Raw genomic sequence first — 21867 nt, forward strand, 5'->3', positions numbered from 1 at the left:
TATGCTCGGGGCATGACGACCACGATCACCCTCACCGGCGCCGGCGGCCAGATCGGCTACGCACTGCTGTTCCGCATCGCGGCGGGCGACCTGCTCGGACCGGACGAGAAGGTACGGCTCCGCCTGTTGGAGATCCCGCAGGGACTCGGTGCCGCGGAGGGCGCCGCATTGGAGCTGCAGGACGGCGCGTTCGGCTTGCTCGAACACGTCGAGGTGACGGATGACGCCGCGGTGGGCTTCGACGGGTGCGACCTCGCCCTGCTCGTGGGGGCCCGCCCCCGCGGGCCCGGGATGGAGCGCGCCGACCTGCTCGCCGCCAATGCCGGCATCTTCGGCCCGCAGGGCGCGGCCATCGCGGCGAACGCGGCGGCGGGAGTGCGCGTCACGGTGGTCGGGAACCCCGCCAACACCAACGCCCTGATCGCGGCCGCGTCGGCGAACGGCGTACCCGCCGAGCGCTTCACCGCCCTGACGCGACTCGACGAGAACCGCGCGCGGGCCCAGCTCGCGCAGACCCTCGGCACCCCGGTACACACCGTGCGCCGCGTGCCGATCTGGGGCAATCACTCGGCGACGCAGTTCCCCGACATCTCGCACGCCACAGTCGCCGGCCGTCCGGTGGCGCCGGCTCTGGAACAGATCGTCGGTGACGTGCCGGCGTGGCTCGACGAAACGTTCATCCCGCGGGTGGCGAAGCGCGGAGCGGAGATCATCGCGGTGCGCGGTTCGTCGTCGGTGGCGTCGGCCGCGAACGCGACCATCGAGCACGTGCGCGACTGGGTCCGGGGCACCGACGACTGGACCTCGGCCGGCGTCGTCTCGCACGGCGAATACGGCGTCCCGGAGGGTCTCGTCTCGTCCTTCCCCGTGCGCTCCGTCGACGGTGCGTGGCAGATCGTCGAAGGGCTGGAGCTGAGCGAGTGGGCACGCGCGCGGATCGACGCGTCCGTCGCGGAACTGCTCCAGGAGCGAGAGACGGTGCAAGCCCTCGGTCTGTTGTGAATCCGGTCGCCGCGGCGCCGTCCGACAGGGCAGAATGGATGCCGGAGGTGCGCGATGAGCGAGACGATCGATCCCATGAAGCCGACTGCCGTCGATGAGGCGCTGACGAGCCCGTTGCACCTGCCTCATGATGCCGCGGCCTGCCCGAAGTGCTTCACCGAGTTGCAGCAGAACCGCAACTTCTGGACCGCACGCCCTGACGGCTCGCGCCTGGTCGGTCTCGTCGTCGCTCGGGAGGGCATGCCGTCGGTCGTCAAGCAGCGCGAAGACCTCACCCGCTTCGGCGTGCCGATCGAGGGGTTCCGTCACCCGGCACCCGACATCCTGGAGAGCTGGAACGACCGTCTCGCGCGTCTGATCGCGACTCTGACACACGGCGATGTGTTGGTCGTCGTGAACATCAAGGCTCTCGGCCGCGACGCCGAAGAGGGCGCCCGCACCGTCGCCGAACTGCGCCGCCACGGGATCATCGTGAAGGTCCTGGGCCACGACGCTCGGCACCTCGCCGACGCCGCACGCTGACGACGAAGAGGGCCGACCACCTGGTCGACCCTCTCCGTGAAACCGCGCCGTTCGTCAGCTGCCGGCGAGCTGCTGATCCAGATCCTGGATCGCCCGCATCATCCCCAGCAACGACTCCGACATGTCATTGATGCCATCGACCGCGGTCTTCAGACCCGTCGTCAACTCCGTGTACCCCTCACCGAACTTCCCCGACGCATGCTGCGTCTTGAAGTCCTCACCCAAAAGAGTGTCCACCTGACCCTTCAGCGTGTCCAACTGACCCTGAATGTCATCACGAGCCTGCGACAGCGACGACGCCACCTGCTCCATCTCCGCATAAGACGCACCGAAATCGGCCATCGTCCACACCTCCGCAAATCGAAAGAACCGGACCCCTCCGGCCCGAATACCACCACCCTACGCGGCCCCCACAAACACCGTCGATGGGGACAACTCCCCATCACCGAGCACGGCGCACACCACCGGATGGCGGAACAAAGCCGCACTCGCTCACATCGAGCCCGGGACCGTCTCCGGCATCGCCTTCTCCCACGCAACGGTGGAGATCATCAGATCGCTGAGCAGTGTCATGCCCTGAATCGCTTCGTCGGAGATCCCGCCACCGTCTGGCGTGAGGATGGTCGTCGTGAACACCAGCGCGCGCGTGCGGTCGGTCTCCGGCACCGGCAGAGCATACGTGATCGTTCGTCCGGTCACCTGTTCGAGCTCCGCGCCACGGGGCGCCTGGGCCGCCGGGCCCTCCCACCGCACGACATGCTTGGCATCCTCGAGGAAGCTCGCTCCACGCAGCCGGAACGCATCCGTGATCCAGGCGTCGAGATTGCGGCCACCCTCGCCATCGACCGCCGACGCCGTGATCGACATCGGCAGGAGTTCGTCGGCTTCGACATCCTCCTGCCGGTAGATCGCGAACACCTTCGCCCGCGTCATGCCCTGACGCACACGGGCCATCATCGCCCGATACTGTGCCTCGAGATCGGGGCGTCCGGCTTGGCGGAACAGCTCCGATGCACGTGCGAGGTCAGCCTTCTCGGTCGCCGTCGACGCAGCCCTTCGATGCCACCCCGGCGGCAGCGCGATTCGGAACGGAGGGATGCCGTACCGCAGCTCCACACGAAGATCGTTCATCTCCCCATCCTCACAGGAAAAGCCCCCGAGACGGCATCATGCGATGGCGGCGTCGGGGAGCACGATGCCTTCGACGAGGGCCAGCAGCTCACCCTCGAGCTGGGCGAGCACCGGAAGCGTGGTGGCCATGACGTTGGCGGCGATGAGCACACCGTGCACGTGGAGCAGCAGATCCCACTGGGCGACCAGCAGTGCACTCGAGTCTTGAGCCTGCACTCCGGCGGTGCGGCGGATCAGAACTCCTGAGCCATGCGTATCCGACTCGATGGCGATCCCGTCGGGCGCGGTCGCTCCCGGATTCTCGGTCACACGCTGGACGATCTCCCTCGCCGAGTCCCCTTCGGCGTCGGTCACCACAAGGCTCACCAGCACATCGCTGTAGAACCCGGGCGGAGCGAACCACAGGCGCATCACGAACGGCTCGGCCATGCTCAGGAGTGCCTCGGCGGTCACCGTCAGACCCTGGCGGTCACCTTCGGTCAGCGGTGCCGACGCCGCGTAGTGCTCGAGAACCTCCCCGACCCACATCGGCCCGCGCTCCGGATCGGCGGCGAGCTCCTCCGCCGAGGGAAGGGGGATGAACAACGCGGCGTCGTAGTTCAGATCCCACCCGGATTCCGACAGTGACGTGCCCATCTCAGAACAGCCCATTGATGGCACCCGCGGGCGAGAGGGCGCCGGAAGGGCGTCCTCCCGTCGCCGACACACCGCGGTCGATCCACTTGTAGACGTTGAAGACCTGCTCGAACGTCGTCGGTGCTCCGCCGACGACATTCTGCAGCGCCGTCGGCAACTGGCTGAACAGCTGGGTTCCCATGGCCTGCTTCGGCGCCGACCCGACAGCGTCCGTGAACGCGATCGTGAAGGAGCGCCCGGTACCGCCGACGAATCGGTCGAGCATCCCCTTCAACGAGAAAGGGCCGGTCATCTTGACGCCGGACACCCGACCGGCGAAAGCATCGAACTTCGGCAGCCAGTCGGCGCGCCATCCGCTGCGCGGGGCGAACTGGAGCCCCCGGAGGCCCTTGACCTGTTGGAACGGCTTCGCGATGCCTTTGCCGATCTCCCCGAGGAACTTCAGCTGTCCGCCCTTCTTGAACAGCAGGCCGAGCTTGCCGATGGGGAGGATACCCACCACCGACCACAACAGGTCGCCGATGCCTTTGCGCCCGTCGAACATGAGAGCGACCGTGACGAGCAGCGACGCGACGGCGACGATCACGGCAAGCGCGGCGATGAAAGGGCCGCCGATGATCAGGCCGAGGACAGCGAGACCGAGTCCGACCCAGCTGAGCACTTCAGCGACGACGGCGAGGACGCCGGCGATGTTCTCCCAGGTGGAGTCCTCGCCGATCTTGTTGGCATCCTCGAGGTCGCTCACGGCCGTCTCGTAGGCGCCCTCCCACGTCTCGAAGACGCCGTCGTAGGCGCGGAGGTTCTCGGCGTGCGTCTCCCTCGCCTGCGAGAGCGCGAGCGCCGCACTCGCAGCCGCCTGCTCGAGTCGGTCGCTCTGCTGCGCGCTCGCATCCTGCTCCTCGGGAGCGGGAGGGGCAGCGGCGACCTCGGTGCGGAAGCTGCTGAACGCACCCTGTGCATCCGAAGCATCACCTTGGGCCGACTGAACCGCACTCAAGGAGGTCTCGCAGTCCGAGACGATCGTGGCCATCTGCTGCTGCGCCGTCGACAGCGCGGTCGCGTAGCGACTGAGAACGGTCCCCGCCGGGCGATAGCGCTCGCCCGCCTCCTTGAGGTCCTTGTGCGAGTCGTCCACGACCTCGCGGATCTTGTCCATGGCATAGCCCTTGCCGCGGATGCTGCCATCGCCGATGCCGCGCAGTGTCGCCGCAGCGGACAACATGTCGTCAGCGAGATCGGAGATCTGCGTGGCTCTGGCGTCGATGTCGCCGGGGTTCCCGGCGATGACCTCGACCGTGCGCCCTCTGGTCGTCTGCATGTTGTTCTCCTAGACTGCCTGGGCAGCGCCGGGGCCCCGCCCCGCCGGCTGGCTCGACGGGGAAGACGGCTCCATCTGGCTCGCGAGGTCGACGTCGGCCTGCTGCGTCTCGTCGATCGTTCCCTGCACGCGCTCGCTCACCGTGCGGAGCTTGCTGAGGAGTTTGTCCCGGCTGTCGTTCCAGCTGCCCTCGAAGGAGTGGCAGCGGTCGCGCAGTCGCCCATCGCCGGCCGGCCGACCGACCGCTTCTTGGACATCTCCCTGTCGCGCGCTGGCCGACTCGAACTCGGTGATGATCGAAGTGATCTGCTGTGACATCTCCTGCAGCTCGCTCATCGGAAGCAGCATCCCGTCATTGCCCGCCATCAGTGGTCCTCCCTCGCCGGATTCGACGATAGCGGTCACCCGGCCGCTCAGGCGATGGGGAGAAGTCCCCACACTCGATCAGCGTCTTTTCTCCTGTGCGGTCTTGACGACGATCTGCATCGCATCGGCGCCCAAGGCCGTCAGCTGCGCCGCTCCGAGACCACGCTTCACGAAGCGCTTGGACTCCTTGCGGAACAACTCCCGGGGGTCACTGCCGAGCAGGGCGGCAGCCGCCTGCCAGCGGTCCAGAGAGACCCCGTCCAGCTCGCGGCGGTGGGCACGGCGGACCCGCGAAAGACGCCGGGCCGCCTGGCTCCGCTCGCGTGCGGCTTCGGCAAAGGGTTCATTCGAGCGCTTCTTGATCGCCGCCGCCTGGTTCTTCGCCGCGTCGCGGATGATCTCCGCCACCTCGACCGCGTAGCCCGGCAGGGGCCCGAGCACGCTCTTCTCCTCAGCGACCCAATCGGCCAGCGCGCGATCTCCACAGTCGAAGCAGAGCCTCGCAGGCGGCGTGCCGGTGGCGAGGTAGCCGCAGTCGCAACGGCGGCCCGAGATGCGGGACCTGTCCGTCTGATTCACTCGGCCACCTTATGGGATCGGAGGGGCTCACTGCCACTTGGCGGGCCGACATCTCACACGGGCCGCCGTCGGGCGGGTGACGACGAAGAGGGCCGACCACCTGGTCGACCCTCTCCGTGAAACCGTGCCGTTCGTCAGCTGCCGGCGAGCTGCTGATCCAGATCCTGGATCGCGCGCATCATCCCCAGCAGCGACTCCGACATGTCATTGATACCGTCGACCGCGGTCTTCAGACCCGTCGTCAACTCCGTGTACCCCTCACCGAACTTCCCCGACGCATGCTGCGTCTTGAAGTCCTCACCCAGAAGAGTGTCCACCTGACCCTTCAACGTGTCCAACTGACCCTGAATGTCATCACGAGCCTGCGACAGCGACGACGCCACCTGCTCCATCTCCGCATAAGACGCACCGAAATCGGCCATCGTCCACACCTCCGCAAATCGAAAGAACCGGACCCCTCCGGCCCGAATAACCCCACCCTACGCGGCCCCCACAAACACCGTCGATGGGGACAACTCCCCATCCAGGCGCACGATCAGTGCACCACTTCGATCGAGGTGAAGAGCGCCGAGATATCGTGTTGCGCCTCGTGGAGCGCACCGCCGTCATCGACGAACACATCGAGCATGAGCAGCATCCGCGCCGTCCGTCCGAGAAGGCGCCTCAGCGCGATGGTCGTGTCGTCGACCGGGACGAGCAGCACACAGTCCAGGGCCGTGTCGAACGCGGTTCCCTCGACCTCGGTGATGTTCTGGACCATTCCTCCCGCGCCGAGGAAGACGAAGGAATCGAGGGGCTGCTCGTGGAGCGACTCGTCGAGTTCGACGGCCGTCAGATGCGCGACCACGACCGATCCGCCGATCGAGGGGAGCCACCAGAAACGCTCCCGCACGCCGGGAAGCGGCGGCTCGGCGCGCACGAGAGTGAGCGCGCTCTCGGCGATCGCCGTGCGGACGGCCGCAGGCGCGTCGGCAACTGCTCTGTCATCTGCGACCTCGGCGGCCCAGGAGACGTCATCGACGAAGTCTTCCCACGGGAACTCGAGCGGAAGTGTCAGCCAGGCGGCTTGGTCTGGCAGCACCCGGTAGCCGGTCACGCACGCCACCGGAACGTCTCGACGACCGTGTCGCTGAGCTCGATCAGACCCTGCACCAGATCAGGTGCCGTGTCGTCGAGCGTGGTGATGGAGGTCGAGACGATCATGCCGCGACGGTCACGCGGGTTCGGAAGCGCGATGCCGTAGTCGATCTGCCGCCCGATCACCTCCGCGAGCTCGTCTGTGCCGCGGCGCTCGCTCTCGGTCCGCAGAATCCGACCGATCGACGTGTCGAAAGCTTCGACGGCCCCCTTCGCCATGTCGCGGAACGCCGACTCGAAATCGGCTCCGGGACGAGCGACGTATTGGATCAGCGCGAACGACATCGGCAGAGGTGTCGAGTCGTCCCCCATCGCGTCCGGAAGGTAGACCGCACCGACACTCCGCGCCTGCATCTGCTTCCATTGCTGGCTGATCAGCATCCGCGCCTCGACATCGAGATCGGGGCGACCGAGCGCTCGAATCTGCGACGACATCCGCATGATCAGGGCTTTTCGCCCCTCATCATCGATGAAGTACCGTGTCCATCCCGGCGGGAACAGGATGCTGAATCCGCCGGGCTCGTCTTCGGCCATCAACTTTCCTGACCCGGGGTCCATATCGGGCGTCCTTCACGCTGACGAGCACGGTCATCTCGGACGGCGAGGATCAGCGCTGCGACCATCAGAACCACAGTGGCGGTCCCGTCGAGACCGGCCGCTACCCACCGCAGCGTAGCCTCGGTCGCCCCTTCCGAAGGGAGCATCCACGCGAACATCGCCGAGGATGCGGTGGCCGCACCCGTCGCCGCGAACGCTCCGCCCACTCGACCGGAATCGTTCACACGCGCCGTAGCGAGAACAGCGGCGGCCAGGATGAGACCGATGACGGACACGACGAGAGATAGCAGCCCTGGAAAAGAGAACAGGGGGTAGTCGATGGCAACGCCCCACATCGGCGCACGACCGACGGCGATCTGTCCTCCGGTGAGAAGCAAAGACCCAACCAGATAGACGATCAGCGCCGCCGCCTGCATCATCCGCAGCAGGAGATACATCGTCGTGATCCGCTTGTGCACGGAGGCCCGAGGGGAGGTCATGGGGTCACGCGTCTGCCGCTGAGGGCGGTGCCGCACGGAACCGGAACGAACGGAAGATCTCCTCCAGCTCCGGCTGGACGGCCTCCAGACGCACCGGATCCTCGTCGAGATAGTCGATCAAGAAGAGGAGGCCGTCGCGCACACCGATCGAGCGGACCGCTCCGATCGTCATGACCGGCGACCCTTCCCTCGTCACGTCCTCGATCTCCGCGCTCACGGCGACGTTCACCGCGGCGTCGAAGGCGGTTCCTTCGACGATGCTCCAGGTCTGCACGAACCCGCCGATGCCGAGCCGCGCGTACTGCAGCAGGTCTTCCGCCGTGGTCGCCCACGTCTCGTCGATGTACAGGTGGATGATGATCGGATAGCCGCCGACGTACTCCGTACGCCAGAAGCGCTCCTGCGCTCCGGGAATCGGCGGCGGCGCAGCCTGCAGCGTCAGCGCCTCCTGCGTCAGCGCGTCGGCGGTGGACTCCGCACCGGTCCCCGCGAGCAGGTCGGAGGCGAGCGTGGACGCCCACTCCTCGGCGGTGGCGAACTCGCTCCAGGGGAAGGTGAACGGGATCGGGATCCAGCGGCGCCCATCGAGGGTCATCTGGTACTGCAGTTCTACTGCCACCGGAAGGTCTCCAGGATCGAATCGGCGAGTTCGATAGCGGCATCCACGAGAAGGGTATCCGCATCGTCCGGATAGGGCAACGAGGCGGTGAAGACCAACCCACGACGGGAGTTCTCCTCCGGCAGCGCGAACCCGTACCCGACGGAGCGAACGGTGATCCCCTCGAGCTCACCCTCACCGGGCTTCGTCCACTCCCAGCGGAGAACTGGCCCGATCGCCGTGTCGAAGGTCACGATCTCGGCGGTCGTGAGCGTGTGGAGGCCGGCCGCGAAGGTGGAACCTGCGGGACCGATCTGCTGGCGGACGGCGATCGACAACGGGAGATGGGTCAGCCCTTCGACCTCCCGATCGGCGAGATAGATGCTGTGTGTCCGCGTCTGTTCCAGCCGACGCCACTGCGAGGTGGCCAGCATCCGCAGCCGCACGTCGAGCTCCGGTTGGCCCAGCTGCTTCATCCGCGAGGACACCTTGGCGATGTAGCGCTTGCGCCCGTCTTCATCGACGCGATACTGCGACCAGCCGGGGGGCATCATGATGCGGAAACCGCTGAGGGCGGTCATGCGCGAGCGCGTTCCCTGGAGCGGGCCGCCAGGATACCGAGCAACAGAACTGCGAGTGCCACGACGAAGAAGATCGCTGCGACCCATTGAGTTCCGATGAACGCGTCGCCCCAGCGCGTGGGGTTCTCCGGCACGACGCCCGCCAAAATCACGGACGAGACCGCGGACGCCGCGATCGGGCCGATCAGTCGCCGTACGCCCTCCTCGTTCGAGCGGCCGTTGGTCGCGGCTACGCCCACCGCCAGGAGAATCGACATTGCGCCGAGGATCACGAGAAGCGGCTTAGGTACCTCGAAGAGAGGATACGCAAAGACGACGCCCCACTTCGTGTCCATGGTCTCGCTGGCCTTACCCCCGGAGAAGATCAGCGAGCCGACGAGAAAAGCGACCAGTAGCGCGGGAGCCACTAGCACAACCACGCCCATCGACACGCGGAAAAACTTCGCGACCGCTGATCGTAGCGCATCTCTTCTTGCCACGTAGCTCAGCCTATCCTGACGTCCCGAAGACCCGGGATCTCTGGCTGCGCATCGAACAGGCCCAAACCATCCGAGAGAGAGACGCCACCCCACGCCACCACATTGAGGCTCTGCCGGATCCCGCCGGGAAGACTGGCCGCCGTGGACGAGATGAACTGCTGGACGCCCGGGCTGGTGGCGTACGGCGAGCTGCGCATGGTGTTCACGAAGGTCGAGACCTGGGCCGTCTGCGATCCCCCGAACCTGATCGCATCGAACGGGTTGGTGAGCATCCCCGGTTTCGGCAGCGCTCGCGCCGACTGCAGCGGCGCGAACAGCGATCGGAAGGGCGTCCCCCACGTCGTCGGCCTCAGGAAGGAGAAACGCGGGAGGGCATCTCGGATCGCCGCCGTGACGACACCGCGTCCGCCCTGAATGACGCTCGCCAGAGTGGGCACTCCCCGGGAGAGCACCTTGCCGAGGCCGAACGGCAGCAGCCCGACCGCGCTCCAGGCGACATCGCTCAACGTCGCTCTACCGAACGCGAACTTCAACGTGGTCAGCAGGAAGGACGCTGCTGCCAGGGTGAAGATGATCACCCCGAGCAGCCCGGTCAGCGGGGCGCCGATGACCAAAGCGATGATGCTGAGCACCACGAGGACGATCGCGATGACACCGAGCACCTGGTCGATGAACTCCCAGAAGCCGTCGTTGTTGCCGGCCGTCTCGATGGCTTTCTCGATACCGTCCACCGCGGCGTCGTAGGCGTCGGACCACTCGTCGAAGACGCTGTCGAACGCCGACCACATCTCGTTGCGCGCCGTCGTGGCGTTCGTCAGGGTCGCCCGTGCCGACGACGCCGCGGATTCGGCGTCGTCCAGCACATCCGTTGCCGCCGAGTCGGGTTCGGCTTCCGCGGCGCGCGATGTCGCCAGGCTCGCGGCGAGATCTGCGTCCTCCTTCTCGTCGAGCGCAGCCTGGTACGCCCGCTCCGCCGCCTCGACCTCGTCGATGTTGCTCGCGAGCCAGCCGTTGGCGACGCCCAGGGCCTCACCGTACGTCGTCAGCGTCTTGCCTGTGCCCGAGTAGCGGATGGCCGCTGCCGACAGATCGGTCGCGGTCTCGCTCGCCATCTCGGCGAGCTTGTCGGTGCCCTTGCTCTTGTGCACCGTCGAGTCGCCGATGCTCTTCAGCTGGGTCGCGGTCTCGTCCATCGTCGTGGCGAGCACCGTCAGCTGATTGCCGCGGGCGACGATGTCCGCCGCATTGCCTTCGAGGATCTGAAGTTCGTTGCCGGTGTTCGGGGACCGCATCAGACCGCCCTGCTCGCGCTGACCTGCTGCGTGCTCGTCGACCCTTCGAGCTCGCTCGCGGTCGACATGTCCCACTCAGACCAACCGTCGATGATCGACGTGAGCTGATCTTTGATGTTCGTGAGGTTCTCCTGCAGCTTGCCGCGCTTGTCGCGCCACGCCACCTCGAAGTCGACGACCTGGTTCAAAAGCTCCCCCCGGCCGACCGGGCGCTTGATCGCGTCCTCGAGGTCGTCGTTGGTGTTCGCTGCCTGATCGAACTCCCCGATCGCTGCTTCCAGCCCCAGCTTCGCATCCTTCAGCTGGGCGAGGTCGAGCATGATGTCCATCTGGCGTCCCCCCTCCGGTCTTTCCTGCACGGCGACGGCGGCCGTCCCGGCTCCGAAACCCTAACAAGGCCTCGTGCGTTCGGTCGATGGGGACAACTCCCCATCGACCGCCTACTCCTCGACCAGCGGCAGCTGCACCGTGACCTGGCGTCCGGCCTGCACGAAGATGCCTCGTCCTTCGGGGAAGTCGGTGCGCTTCACCTTCGGGAACGGCACCTTGAACACCGCATCGCCGTCGAAGGAGTCGGGCTTGAGGATGATGCCCTTACGCCCGGCTTTGAAGTCTCCGATGAACCCGAAGCCGCTCGTGACCTGCGTGACGTCGGCGTCGCCGATGAGCAGATGGTCGCTGCGGTTGATCGCCTGGAAGAGGGCCTTCATCTCGCGCTCGGCCGGGCTGTCGGCGAACTGCGGCACGTCCTCGACCACGATCAGCACCCTCGTCGGGAGGGAGTCGTCGGCGATCAGCTCGGTGATCTCCTTGGCGAGCTCCTTCGCATCGTCCGGCGTCACGGCGCTGCGTGTCCAGCTCGCGTAGTCCTTGAGCTGGGCACGTCGGCCTCCGAAGTGGAACAGCACGGTCGCCGGGTCGAGTCGCCGCATCGAGGTGATGATCGACTTGAGGGCGTTGGTCTTGCCCGACGACGGCGGGCCGGCCACGACGAACGTGCCCACCGGGTCGAAGTCGCGCGCCGCCAGGGTGTCCTCCGCGACCCCGAGTGCCGGGAACTCGCCGAGGCGATCGGGCAGATCGCGCACAGACAGACGGGTGGGCAGCGCGCCGATCTCCGGCACCTCCCTCGCTCCGGCCGCACGGAGCCTCTCGGCGAGACCCTCGAGCAGCTTGGTCTGCTCGGCCACATTCGGAGTCCCGCCCAGCGTCGCGATCTGCGTCTCGCGGCCGTCGATGATGGCGCGTCCCGGGGCTGACCGCTCGTCCAGCACGTCTTTCGGCGCGTTCAGCATCGCGTATCCGGACTCATCCGAGAGACGCAGGACCACGCGCCGCGAGACGTTCGCGCTCACCGCCGTGGGGACAGAGCCCGAGCGGTCGGCGCTCGCGACGACGTGCACGCCGAGCGGGCGGCCCTCGCCGAGGATGCGCATGAAGATCTGATAGAAGGGCATCCGCGCCGTCGTCGACTCCCACTCTCCACGGAACTGCGGGAAGCCGTCGATGAGCAGGACGATGCGTGCCTCGTCCTGCCCGGTGAGCTCCCGGTACTCCGTGAGGCTGGAAGCGTTGGCGGCACTGAAACGCTTGCCACGGTCGTCGAGCACCGCGGCCAGCGAACGCAGCACCCGCTGCACGCGTTCGGAGTCGTCGCCCGAGATGATCGAGCCGACGTGCGGCAGCATCTCCAGGCTCTTGAGCGAACCGGACCCGAAGTCGAGCCCGTACACCTCGACGTTCGAACGAGCGGGATCGAAACCCGCGGCGATCGCGATCGTGCGCAGTACCGTCGACTTCCCCGAACCGCTCGTCCCGTAGACGAGCAGCGAGCCGTCCTTGTCGGGGTGGAAGTAGGCCGGCTCCTGGAGCTGCCGTTCCGGGACGTCCATCTTGCCGAGCAGCACCTGCCCGTCGCCGAGCACCGGGAGGTCGCGCAGGTCGACCGCGCCCTCGAGGTCGTCGAGCCACGGCCGTCGGGGGGCGGGGATGCGGGCCTCGCGCGCCGCATTCACGAGCGTCGCCACGATGCGCTTCTGGTCGTTGGGTCCAAGATCCTCGTCGTGCGAATCGGACTCCGGCGCCTGCTCGGCCTCCCAGGTCTGGATCGAGCCGAAGCGGAGTTCGGCGACCTTGACCTCGGCGACCTGAGCCTCGTCCGTGGTCCATCCGCCGGCGTACGCGGACTGGAACGGCACGAGTCGCCCCGGACCGGTCTTCGCGATACCGCGTCCCGGCAGCGAGGGCGGGAAGGTCGCCGCCACCGGGTCGTCGACGACGTCCTTCGAGTCGGACTCGTCGGCCATCCGCAACGCGACGCGCAGGTTCGTGTTCGCGCGGAGGTTGTCCTTGATGACACCGGCGGGCCGCTGCGTCGCCATGATCAGGTGGATGCCGAGGGAGCGTCCGCGCTGGGCGATGTCGACCACCCCGTCGACGAACTCCGGCACCTCTCCGGCGAGCGCCGCGAACTCATCGATCACGAGCACGAGCGCTGGCGGAGTCTCCGGGTCCCGCCGCTTCTCGAGTTCTAGCAGGTCCTTGGCCTTCTTGCGGTTGAAGAGGTGCTCGCGGTGGTGCAGCTCGGCGCGCAGGCTCGTGAGGGCGCGACGCACCAGGTGCGGGCTCAGGTCGGTGACGAGGCCGACGGTGTGTGGCAGGTCGACGCAGTCGGCGAAAGCCGAGCCGCCCTTGTAGTCGACGAACAGGAACGTGACGCGATCCGGGCTGTGGGCGGCCGCCATGCCGAGCACCCATGCCTGCAGGAACTCGCTCTTGCCGGCACCGGTCGTCCCGCCGACGAGGGCGTGCGGCCCCTGGGTGCGCAGGTCGAGGGTCATCGCGTCCGTCTGCGACTGTCCGATGATGGCGCGCAGGTTGCCGGCCTTCTTGAGCCGGGCCTGCGGAGCGCCGGAACGGTCGATGATGGTGTTGTTCTGCCGCCAGCGATCGATCACCGCGCTGGCATCCTCGGCGACCTCGGTGCCCACGAGCGAAAGGAAGCTGACCGAGTTCGGGATGTCGGAGGAGTCCTCGATCACCGTGCTGGAATCGACGACCGGCGCCAGGCGCTTGGCGAACATCGTCATGTAGGCGTGCGAGACACCCTCGACCTGCACCCCGCGGTAGTCCACGCCGCTGCGGACGGTGCCGACCACGGCATCGGAGAGCCCGGCGCTGACGTCGACGAACGTGCGGCACGCCGCGGGCAGTGCCTCGACGACCGGAGCGACGAACAAGGCGTAGACGCCGACGTCGGCGCCGCGCTCCAGGATCTGGGTCAGTCTGGCCCGATCGACGGGGGCGTCGTTCGTGATGATCACCAGGATGGCCGTCTGGCCGGGGAACGTCGCCTCCTCGGCCGCGCGCTTGACGTCGGTGCCGTACCGCATCGGATCCCAGTCGGCTCCGTACGGGGGCCGCGCAGACTTCGACTCCCGCGAGCGGCGCAGGACGATCTCCTCGAGACCGCTGAGCAGGGCCGTCCCGGTCGAGGCGGAATCCGCTAGTGGCATCTCCTTGAACGGGTTCCGCTCGCTGGAGGTGTGGGGGAGCCACTTGAGCCAGTCGAGCTCGTTCGCCCACCCCGGTTCGGTCAGCGCCACGGTGACGAGCTCGTTCGGGGAATGCGTGCCGAACAGTTGGACGGCGATCCCCCGCAGCGCATCGCTGGCCAGCGACGTGGGACCGGCGACACCGACCGAGCCCACGCTCTGGAGAGATTCCAGGATGGGGACGTCGTCGATCATCCGGTACCGCTCCTCCAGGCGATCGACGCGTTCGACGTATTCGACGAGCGCCTCCGGGGTCTCGGTGCGCTTGATGCGCGTGCGTGCTTCGGTCTCGCAGACCCCGAGACGCATCGCGAGGAAGTTCCAGTGCTCCGGTCGCCGCGTCCACAGCAGGGGACCGAGACGCATGGCCTCATCGAACACCACGGCGACGGCGGGGACCTCGTTCTGCCGTACCTCGCGCTCCTTCGGACGCGAGTGGTACAGCGTCTCCTCCAGCCGCTCGAACTGCTCCTCGAACGACTCGGCCTCCTTGCGCAGCCGCTGACCGATGTTGGTCTTCTGCGAGATGAAGTTGCCGAACATCATCATCGGCGACGCAGCCGCGATGAGCAGCGACGCCGGACGCTGCGTGATGCTGAACATCGTCACGGCCAGGAGGATCGGCGCGACGAGCATGGGCCAGGGGAACAGCCGCGACGGCTGGTCGCGGGGATAGCGCGGCTCATCGAGATCCTCCCCGGTGTACCGCTCCTCGACACGGGGGCTGCGGTTGAACATGAGCGCTCCCCCGCGCTCGAGCACCGGGTCACCCGTGGCTGAGCCGTCGAAGTCGCTCACCATGTGCACGACGAACTCGCAGTCCCCGAGCACGAAGCTCTGCCCGGGGATCACACGGAGACGCTGCACGAGCCCGCCGTCGACGAGGATTCCGTTCGCCGAGTTGAGGTCGACCAGCTCGACGAACGTCGCGGCGACCTCGATCCTGGCGTGCCGCTTCGAGACGAGCGGATCAGCGATAGTGACGTCGTTCGCGGCGTCGCGTCCGATCAGGAAGTGACCGATCGGCAGCGGGAACTCCTGCCCGACCGCAGGGCCGGAGACCACCCGGAGGACGGCGGCGGGGCGCGCACCCACGGTGCCTGCGGCGGCACGGTTCGGGCCGACGTTGACCACCTCGGCGAGGAAGCCGGAGCCGAGCGGGGCGTCGCCGACGAGCAGGTCGGGATTGAGCATCGTGAGCTGCTCGCTCGTCGGAGGGGCGACGGAGAGCGTGAGCACGTCGGTCGGCGTCGCGACGATGCTGCGTGCCGGGTCGGTGGTGGCGATCTGGCGCGCGACATCGGCGATGGTCGCCGTCGAGTCCGCCATCACGACGACGTCGGTCAGGGGTGCTGCGGGTCGACGCAGGGTCAGCTTGACTCTCATCGCTCGTCCTCACCGCGCCGGGGGCGCATCTCACTTCTCCGGGTCATACCCACTCCACCTGCAGGAACCGATCGCCGAAGCGCACCGTGTCCCCAGTCCGCAGCTCGGCCGGGTGTCCGGCGGCCAGCGCGGTCTCGACACCGTCTCGGACGATCGCGCTGCCGTTGGTCGACGCGCGATCGACGATGAACACGCCCCGTCGAGCCGGCATCACCGCGATGTGCGTCTTGGACACCGAACGCGTGTCGTCGACGACCGGGACCAGGAGCGCTTCGCCCTCGCCGGCTGCCGCGCTCGGCGACCTCCCGAACAGCGTGGTGCCGCGCACTTCGACGCGCTCACCGGTGTCGAGTACAAGAATCGCCCGCACTCCGACGGGAACGTTCGGAGCATCGGCGGGAACCGCCGGCACATCGGCGGGAACGGCGGGAACGGCGGCGGGAGCGGGGACCGGCGGCTCGGGGGCAGGAACCGGCTGTGCTGCGGGTGCGGGCGCGGGTGGCATCACGGGCGCGGGTGGCATGACGGGAGCCGACGCGGGAGCCGGCGCCGGAGCCGGCGGCGCGAACGAAGCCGGGGGCGGGGTGCCGGTGGCCAGGGAGGGCGGTGTCGACGACACGAGGGAGCCCGGGGCCGAGGCCTCCGGCCGCTCAGGGGCAGGGCCCGCGGCGGACCGGTGCGCACCGATGACGCCGCCGGAGAGGCGCGCGCTCGGGACGTACTCGGCCGGAGCATCCCGGTGCACCGGGGTGGCGAGCGACGGGAGGGGTGCCTTCTCCTCGTGCTCGGGCGTCTTCACGCGCTTGCGCGCGATACGCATCCGCTTCTGGTCATAGGGGTTCAGGCCGCCGCGCACGTCCACGAACCAGGTCGCGGCGGCGAGGTCGAGCCATCCGCGTCCTCGCCGCTCGATGTCGAAGAGCGGGGAGAGCATGATCACCAGCACCGGCCCGATGAGCGGAACGAGGAGCGAGGCGTACGCGACGAGGTAGCGCACGACCGCGCCCCGCCAGAAGCCGGGACGCTCGAGAGTCCGGACGTTCACGGAACGGATACCGCAGATCGCCTTGCCGAGCGTCACCCCCTTGCGGCCATGCAGGACGAGCTGGACGACGAGGTAGGCGATCATGAGCCCTTGGGACACCGCAGCGGCCACGATGAGCCACACCAGATCCTCCCGCGCGAAGAAATCCTCCGCGTCGAACCGTCCTGACGCCGCCTGCGCGAGCACCGGGGTCAGAGCGATGAGGGCCGGGAGGGCGATGACGACCGCCACCGTCCACTCGATCAGGGCAGCGAGCACACGCGCACCCCGTCCGGCGGGGCGCAGGCCGAGAGCCTCCGCGTACGCGGGGTCCGGGCGTCCGTGCGCGTCGAGTCCTTCGACCTCGGGCGCGCGGTCGTCGATCTCCCAGATCACTCCTGCTCTCCCTCGACGTCGTCGATGGAATGCTCGGTGTCGAGCAGCGGCAGGTCGCTCTTGCCGACCAGGCGCGAGGCGATCACATGCTCGACCAGGCGTGCGCGCCTGTTGGTCGCGAAGCTGCGTTGCCCGCCGCGCATGCCGGGCACACCGATCCGGTCGAACTTGTCGCAGACGTTGTCGAGCTTGCGGTTGAACCGGGTGACCGTCCAGCCCAGCCGCTCCGCCGCCTTCGCCGAGGTCGGGATCTCACTCATCCCGGTGCCGTCCCTGCGCAACTGGGGTTCGGCGAGCGCCAGGATGAGCAGCTTCTGGCTGAGGGTCAGCGGAACGTCGCCGATCGTGGACGCCCCGTCGTCGTCGTGCTCGCGCCTGGTCGCGCGAAACGTCGGCTCCGCTGCATGCAAGGTGAGCTCGTAGGTGGTCGGCCCCGCGCTGAAGACGATCGTCGTCTTCTCGAAGACGAGTGGGAGCCGAGCACCCGGCGCCAGCCACGCCTGCACGCCACCCGCCGAGTCGGTCACCGTCGCGGTGAGCCGGGTACCGACGTTCGACAGCCACCACAGCCCGTCGGAGTCGGTGATCTCCAGGAAGTGCCGATGCAGGAACAGATTGTCGTCGAGCTCGAGGTCGCCCTCGCGTCCCACGATGAATCGATCACCACGGCTCACGCGGAAGTACTCCCCCGCGAACTCGACGGTCACCCCTCCTGCACTCGTCACTCCACACACCCCCGCACGGTTTCCGAGGCACGACCGTCGTCGCGCCGCAACATCACGTCGATGCAGACGGTGCCCGCCGCTGCGGGGACCGTCGCGGTCGCATCCGGCGTCTGGTGCGGATCGACCTCTCCCGACACCGCGACCGGTGTCCAGATGAACGAGTCGCCCTCGAGCGGACTCGGATTGGTCCAGGTGAACACGATCCGATCGCCCTCGCGCGTCCCGGAGATCTCGGTGACCTTCGGCACGACGTCCGTACCGACGTCCTTCGGCTCCACGGCCTGCTCGGTCTCCTGCGCTTCGGGGGTGACACCCGCCACCAGGAGGTTCATCCCGACGATCCCGCCGACCACGAGTACGACCGCGGCGGCAGCGAGCACGATCCACAGGCCCTTGCGACTGCGCGGCGCCGGCGGCTCTCCCGGACCCGCGACAGGAGCAGCCGACACGGCCGGAGGCGGCGTCGCCTCTTCCGGGGCGACCACCATCGGCGCTCGCGCGATGGTGCGGTCGTCGGCGGAGGGGGCGAGTGGAGCCGCGGCCGTCGGAGTCGGCGGGCGCAACTGGGTCTGCTCGACGAGCGGTTCCTCGGGCGTCGGGGCGTCGAATCGCGGAATGCCCGACAGCGGAACCGGCGGTTCCTTCCGCTGCGTCTGGGCCGAGGGGCGGGTGAACGATGCCAGTTCGGGGTCGATGCTGACGATCTCCCGCACCCGGGTCAGACCGTCGCCGTCGTCCTCCAGGTCTTCCGCCGGCGGATGGTCATCGACGATGTCGATCGGGGTCACCGAGTGGGAGAGCTCGATCTGCACCTTCTGCAGTGCCCGCGCGAATGCCACCGCGCTCGGGAAGCGATCGGCGGGGTTCTTCGCCATCGACCGTTCGAGGAGCCTCTGCAGACTCTCCGGCGAATCCGGCCTCTTCAGTGAGGGGAGAGCGGCGCGCTCGATGCGCTCGATCAGATCGGCGCTCGAGTTGCGTTCGCCGGTCCGCTCGAAGGGCGAACGACCCGCCAGCAGCGTGTATAGCGTGGCGCCGAGCGCCCAGACGTCGGTGCGCGGACCACTCTGTGGAGGCTCCGCGAACGACTCCGGCGGAGACCAGGGTATGGACATGCCGGAGGCCTCACCCGTCGCTCCGGTCGTCGATGCGATGCCGAAGTCGGTGAGGGCGGGCCGGTTGTACTCCGTGACGAGGATGTTGGCCGGCTTGATGTCGCGATGCAGCACGCCCGCCCGGTGCGCGGTCTCGACGGCTCCGGCGACCTGGATCCCGACGCGCAGAGCCTCGGCGACCGAGAACGGCTCCTTGCGGGAGCGGATCTGGAGGTTCGGCCGCGGGCAGTACTCCATCACCAGGTAGGGGCGACCGTCGCCGGCGACACCCGCCTGGTAGATCGTGACGATGGCCGGATGCGTCGAGAGCATCGCCATCACGTTGGCCTCGTCGGCGAACTCCTGCGCCGCGCCACTCGAGATGCGGTCGGCGACCAGCACCTTCACCGCGACACGGCGACGCGGCATCTCCTGCTCGTACAGGAAGACATCGGCGAAACCGCCGGTGCCCAGCGGCTCCACATAGGTGAAGCCCGGCAGATCCGGCGGCGGCGAGGGGCGACGCGTCACGGCAGCTCCTCGAACGCGACGGTCACTCCGTCACCGAGATCCACGACATCACCGGACAGCACGAGCGTCTGCTCCCCGGGATGCAGCCGCACCGGCTCGGCACCGGGACGAAGCAGAGTGGAGCCGTTCGTGGTGTGCAGGTCGATGACCACGACGGTGTCGCCTTCCGGCCGCACTTCGAGGTGGCTGCGCGAGATGTCCTGCTGCGGGCTCTCGACGGCGATCAGGTGCGGGAGGTTCGCACCGCTCGCACGGGTCGATCGCGGGCGTCGGCCGATGATGACCGTGCGATCGAGCGCCGCCACCTGACCGGTGGAGAGACGCACGCGGCCCGTCGAAGCGATGGACGGCACCGGGGTCACGTCGAGCACGTCCGTCGCGACATCATCGGCGACGGGAGGCTGCTGGCGGAGCGCACGCAGGTCGGCCGCAGAGACGGTCGCCCCGTCATGATCGCCTTCGACCGGGACGGGGGTCGGCGCCGCGGCTGCGGCACCGACCGAGTGCACGGTCGCACCCCAGAGCTGATCGAAGTCGTCGTCGACGGGCGGTGCGAGCGTCACCTCGGTCGGTGGAAGGAACGCATCCTCGATGACCGGGGCAGGAGTCGGCTCGGGTTCCGGCGCGGGAGTCGGCTCGGGTTCGGGCGCAGGAGTCGGCTCGGGCTCCGGCGCCGGCTCGGGCTCCACGGCCACCAGCTCCGGGGCCTGCACGGCGGCAGCGGGTTCGGCGAGCACGGGGGCCGGGCCGAGCGCACTGGTCAGCGGATCGGCGTCGCTCGGCTCGAGCTCGGCGCTCACCGCGGCAGCCCGCACGATCCCGCTCTGCACGGGGAGGCCGTCAGCCTCGGTCGTCGTCTCGACCGTGATGTCGATCGTCGTCGCGCCACCGAGGAACCGCTCGTTCCAGGTGGTGACGTCCGCCCCGGAGAGCTCGAGGGATTCCGTTGCGGTCGTCACGTGTGCCGAGACGTCACCACGGAGGGCGATGCGCACGTCTCCTCCCTCGGCGACGGCGGCGACGAACGACGGCAACGATGTGAAGGACCGGCCCGCCTGCGTCGTCAGGAGATCGACGACCGTTGCGAGCGTCTTCGCCTCCGGCAGGCGTTCCCACAGCCGGGCGACGACATCGCCGGGGACATCGGGCGGGAGCGCGACGAGCGCGCCGGGGATGACGATCAGGTACCACTGTCCCGGTCGGTAGATGGTCTGCATCAGCGAACCCCTCCTGCTGTGGCTTCTCGTGGACGCGTGTCGGCGTCGATGTCGTCGTCGTCGGTGGCCGTCAGCGTTCCCGGCCGCGACGCGACCGAGACCGCGTCCACGACGATCACGGTGATGTTGTCTCGACCCCCGGCGCTCACCGCATCGGCCGTCAAGGCGTCGGCGGCCTTCTGCGGATCGGATTCCGAGGCCAGCACCTCGCGGATACGCGTGTCCGGCACTTCGGAGGTGAGACCGTCCGAGCAGACGAGGATGCGATCGCCGAGTTCGGCGGGGAACATCCAGTAGTCGGCGTCGCCCGTGCTGCTCGCACCGATGGCGCGGGTGATGATGTTCCGGCGGCGATCCGAGACGGCGTCTTCGACGGAGAGCTCACCGGACTCGATCAGCTCCTGCACCACGGAGTGATCGACACTGATCTGCTCCAGCTCGCCGTCGGCGAGACGATAGGTCCGGGAGTCTCCGATGTTGACCGCGAGCCAGTACCCCATGCCGTCGACCGAGGCGATGACGACACCGCTGAGGGTCGTCCCGGCGCGTCCGTTGCCCGAGGTCGACAGATCCTCGACGCTCGTCCGCGAGACGGAGAGGGCGTGCCGGACGTCGTCGAGCTCGAGCGCCGGTCGACCGATGTACCGGGCGAACTCGGCGATGACGGCGGCACTCGCGCGCTCACCGGCCTCGTGCCCGCCCATCCCGTCGGCGACCAGGAACACCGGGGCCGAAGCCAGATGCGCGTCTTCGTTCAGCGCGCGCCGGAGCCCCGGATGCGTCGCCGACCCGGTGGAGACGATGAGTCCCGGCCTCATGCGTATCCGCCGATCGTCACGATGCGGTCGCCGATCTCGATCGCGTCGCCCAGACGCACCGGCACCCGCTGCCCGGCCGGGCACGCGATGCGCTGGCCGTCGCGGACGATGGTCATCCCGTTGGTCGAGTGGCGATCCCGCACCCATCCGCCGGAGGTCTCGGCGGCGGCCTCGAAATGCGTCTTGGAGAGCGACAGCGTCTCGTCGCGCACGGGTACGAGCGTCGCGCCCTCCTCCGGGGCGGGGTTGCGGCCGAAGATGGTGCGCCGCGAGACGGAGACCCGTGTGCCGTCATCCCACGTGAAGACCAGACGATGGCCGGGGACGCTGATCCGGGTCTCTTCGAGATCGTCGTCCTGTTCGACGACCTCCGGCGCTGCCGGCGCGGGTGCCACCGGGAGCGGCGGGACCGGCGGAGCAGCGACCGGCGGAGCAGCGACCGGC

At 68.3% G+C, this 21867-nt stretch carries 23 protein-coding genes and 1 pseudogene; 2 read left to right on the forward strand and 22 right to left on the reverse strand.

Annotation, left to right across the window (positions count from 1 at the left end):
• Positions 1-12: 12 nt before the first annotated feature.
• Positions 13-1002, forward strand: a complete 990-nt coding sequence (locus tag E0W80_RS12850; RefSeq protein WP_131492983.1) for a malate dehydrogenase — start codon at positions 13-15, stop codon at positions 1000-1002.
• Between the two features lie 54 nt (positions 1003-1056).
• The gene (locus tag E0W80_RS12855) at positions 1057-1524 is read left to right on the forward strand and encodes a recombinase family protein (RefSeq protein WP_131492984.1); all 468 of its coding nucleotides are present in this window, start codon (positions 1057-1059) and stop codon (positions 1522-1524) included.
• Between the two features lie 54 nt (positions 1525-1578).
• Here E0W80_RS12855 and E0W80_RS12860 read toward each other — a convergent pair whose 3' ends face one another.
• From E0W80_RS12860 to E0W80_RS19185, 22 genes and pseudogenes are all read right to left on the reverse strand, one after another.
• Positions 1579-1866, reverse strand: coding sequence for a WXG100 family type VII secretion target (locus E0W80_RS12860; RefSeq protein WP_028501988.1), 288 nt, complete (start codon positions 1864-1866; stop codon positions 1579-1581).
• A 150-nt stretch (positions 1867-2016) separates the two neighbouring features.
• The gene (locus tag E0W80_RS12865; protein WP_131492985.1) at positions 2017-2655 is read right to left on the reverse strand and encodes a hypothetical protein; all 639 of its coding nucleotides are present in this window, start codon (positions 2653-2655) and stop codon (positions 2017-2019) included.
• 36 nt (positions 2656-2691) lie between these two features.
• The gene (locus tag E0W80_RS12870; protein ID WP_131492986.1) at positions 2692-3291 is read right to left on the reverse strand and encodes a hypothetical protein; all 600 of its coding nucleotides are present in this window, start codon (positions 3289-3291) and stop codon (positions 2692-2694) included.
• A gap of 1 nt (position 3292) precedes the next feature.
• Positions 3293-4609: a putative T7SS-secreted protein gene (locus E0W80_RS12875; RefSeq protein WP_047524673.1), complete on the reverse strand. Its 1317-nt coding sequence runs from the start codon at positions 4607-4609 to the stop codon at positions 3293-3295.
• 9 nt (positions 4610-4618) lie between these two features.
• Entirely contained in the window at positions 4619-4975 is a 357-nt protein-coding gene (locus E0W80_RS12880) for a hypothetical protein (protein WP_131492988.1), read from the reverse strand.
• 78 nt (positions 4976-5053) lie between these two features.
• Positions 5054-5554 (reverse strand): hypothetical protein, encoded by a 501-nt coding sequence (locus E0W80_RS12885; protein ID WP_131492989.1) that lies wholly within the window; start codon positions 5552-5554, stop codon positions 5054-5056.
• A gap of 134 nt (positions 5555-5688) precedes the next feature.
• Positions 5689-5976, reverse strand: coding sequence for a WXG100 family type VII secretion target (locus E0W80_RS12890; RefSeq protein WP_028501988.1), 288 nt, complete (start codon positions 5974-5976; stop codon positions 5689-5691).
• 113 nt (positions 5977-6089) lie between these two features.
• Positions 6090-6650, reverse strand: coding sequence for a hypothetical protein (locus tag E0W80_RS12895; protein WP_153243504.1), 561 nt, complete (start codon positions 6648-6650; stop codon positions 6090-6092).
• Positions 6647-7225, reverse strand: coding sequence for a hypothetical protein (locus E0W80_RS12900; RefSeq protein WP_047524668.1), 579 nt, complete (start codon positions 7223-7225; stop codon positions 6647-6649). Before E0W80_RS12900 ends, E0W80_RS12895 begins: the two co-directional genes overlap by 4 nt.
• Positions 7225-7728: a hypothetical protein gene (locus tag E0W80_RS12905; RefSeq protein WP_131492992.1), complete on the reverse strand. Its 504-nt coding sequence runs from the start codon at positions 7726-7728 to the stop codon at positions 7225-7227. Before E0W80_RS12905 ends, E0W80_RS12900 begins: the two co-directional genes overlap by 1 nt.
• A 4-nt stretch (positions 7729-7732) precedes the next feature.
• Positions 7733-8347, reverse strand: coding sequence for a hypothetical protein (locus E0W80_RS12910; protein ID WP_131492994.1), 615 nt, complete (start codon positions 8345-8347; stop codon positions 7733-7735).
• Positions 8338-8907: a hypothetical protein gene (locus tag E0W80_RS12915; protein ID WP_131492996.1), complete on the reverse strand. Its 570-nt coding sequence runs from the start codon at positions 8905-8907 to the stop codon at positions 8338-8340. Before E0W80_RS12915 ends, E0W80_RS12910 begins: the two co-directional genes overlap by 10 nt.
• Positions 8904-9338, reverse strand: a complete 435-nt coding sequence (locus E0W80_RS12920; RefSeq protein WP_131492998.1) for a hypothetical protein — start codon at positions 9336-9338, stop codon at positions 8904-8906. The genes E0W80_RS12915 and E0W80_RS12920 overlap by 4 nt, the downstream gene beginning before the upstream one ends.
• Positions 9339-9391: 53 nt before the next feature.
• A complete protein-coding gene (locus tag E0W80_RS12925; RefSeq protein WP_131493000.1) occupies positions 9392-10678 on the reverse strand; it encodes a hypothetical protein in 1287 nt (428 codons plus the stop codon).
• A complete protein-coding gene (locus E0W80_RS12930) occupies positions 10678-11007 on the reverse strand; it encodes a hypothetical protein (protein WP_131493001.1) in 330 nt (109 codons plus the stop codon). Before E0W80_RS12930 ends, E0W80_RS12925 begins: the two co-directional genes overlap by 1 nt.
• Before the next feature lie 111 nt (positions 11008-11118).
• Positions 11119-15618 carry an FtsK/SpoIIIE domain-containing protein gene (locus tag E0W80_RS12935; protein ID WP_131493003.1) on the reverse strand — a complete coding sequence of 1500 codons (4500 nt, stop codon included), beginning with the start codon at positions 15616-15618 and terminating at the stop codon, positions 11119-11121.
• 43 nt (positions 15619-15661) lie between these two features.
• A complete protein-coding gene (locus tag E0W80_RS12940; RefSeq protein WP_131493005.1) occupies positions 15662-17038 on the reverse strand; it encodes an RDD family protein in 1377 nt (458 codons plus the stop codon).
• Entirely contained in the window at positions 17035-17772 is a 738-nt protein-coding gene (locus E0W80_RS12945; RefSeq protein WP_131493007.1) for a hypothetical protein, read from the reverse strand. Before E0W80_RS12945 ends, E0W80_RS12940 begins: the two co-directional genes overlap by 4 nt.
• Positions 17760-19388, reverse strand: a complete 1629-nt coding sequence (locus E0W80_RS12950; protein WP_131493008.1) for a serine/threonine-protein kinase — start codon at positions 19386-19388, stop codon at positions 17760-17762. Before E0W80_RS12950 ends, E0W80_RS12945 begins: the two co-directional genes overlap by 13 nt.
• Positions 19385-20605: an FHA domain-containing protein gene (locus E0W80_RS12955; protein WP_131493010.1), complete on the reverse strand. Its 1221-nt coding sequence runs from the start codon at positions 20603-20605 to the stop codon at positions 19385-19387. The genes E0W80_RS12950 and E0W80_RS12955 overlap by 4 nt, the downstream gene beginning before the upstream one ends.
• Positions 20605-21423 (reverse strand): protein phosphatase 2C domain-containing protein, encoded by an 819-nt coding sequence (locus E0W80_RS12960; RefSeq protein ID WP_047522454.1) that lies wholly within the window; start codon positions 21421-21423, stop codon positions 20605-20607. Before E0W80_RS12960 ends, E0W80_RS12955 begins: the two co-directional genes overlap by 1 nt.
• Positions 21420-21867: pseudogene (locus E0W80_RS19185) on the reverse strand (FHA domain-containing protein); the annotation flags it as partial. The pseudogene E0W80_RS19185 and the gene E0W80_RS12960, both read right to left, overlap by 4 nt.

The organism is Microbacterium sp. PI-1 (assembly GCF_004337555.1).
Classification (GTDB): Bacteria; Actinomycetota; Actinomycetes; order Actinomycetales; family Microbacteriaceae; genus Microbacterium; species Microbacterium aurugineum.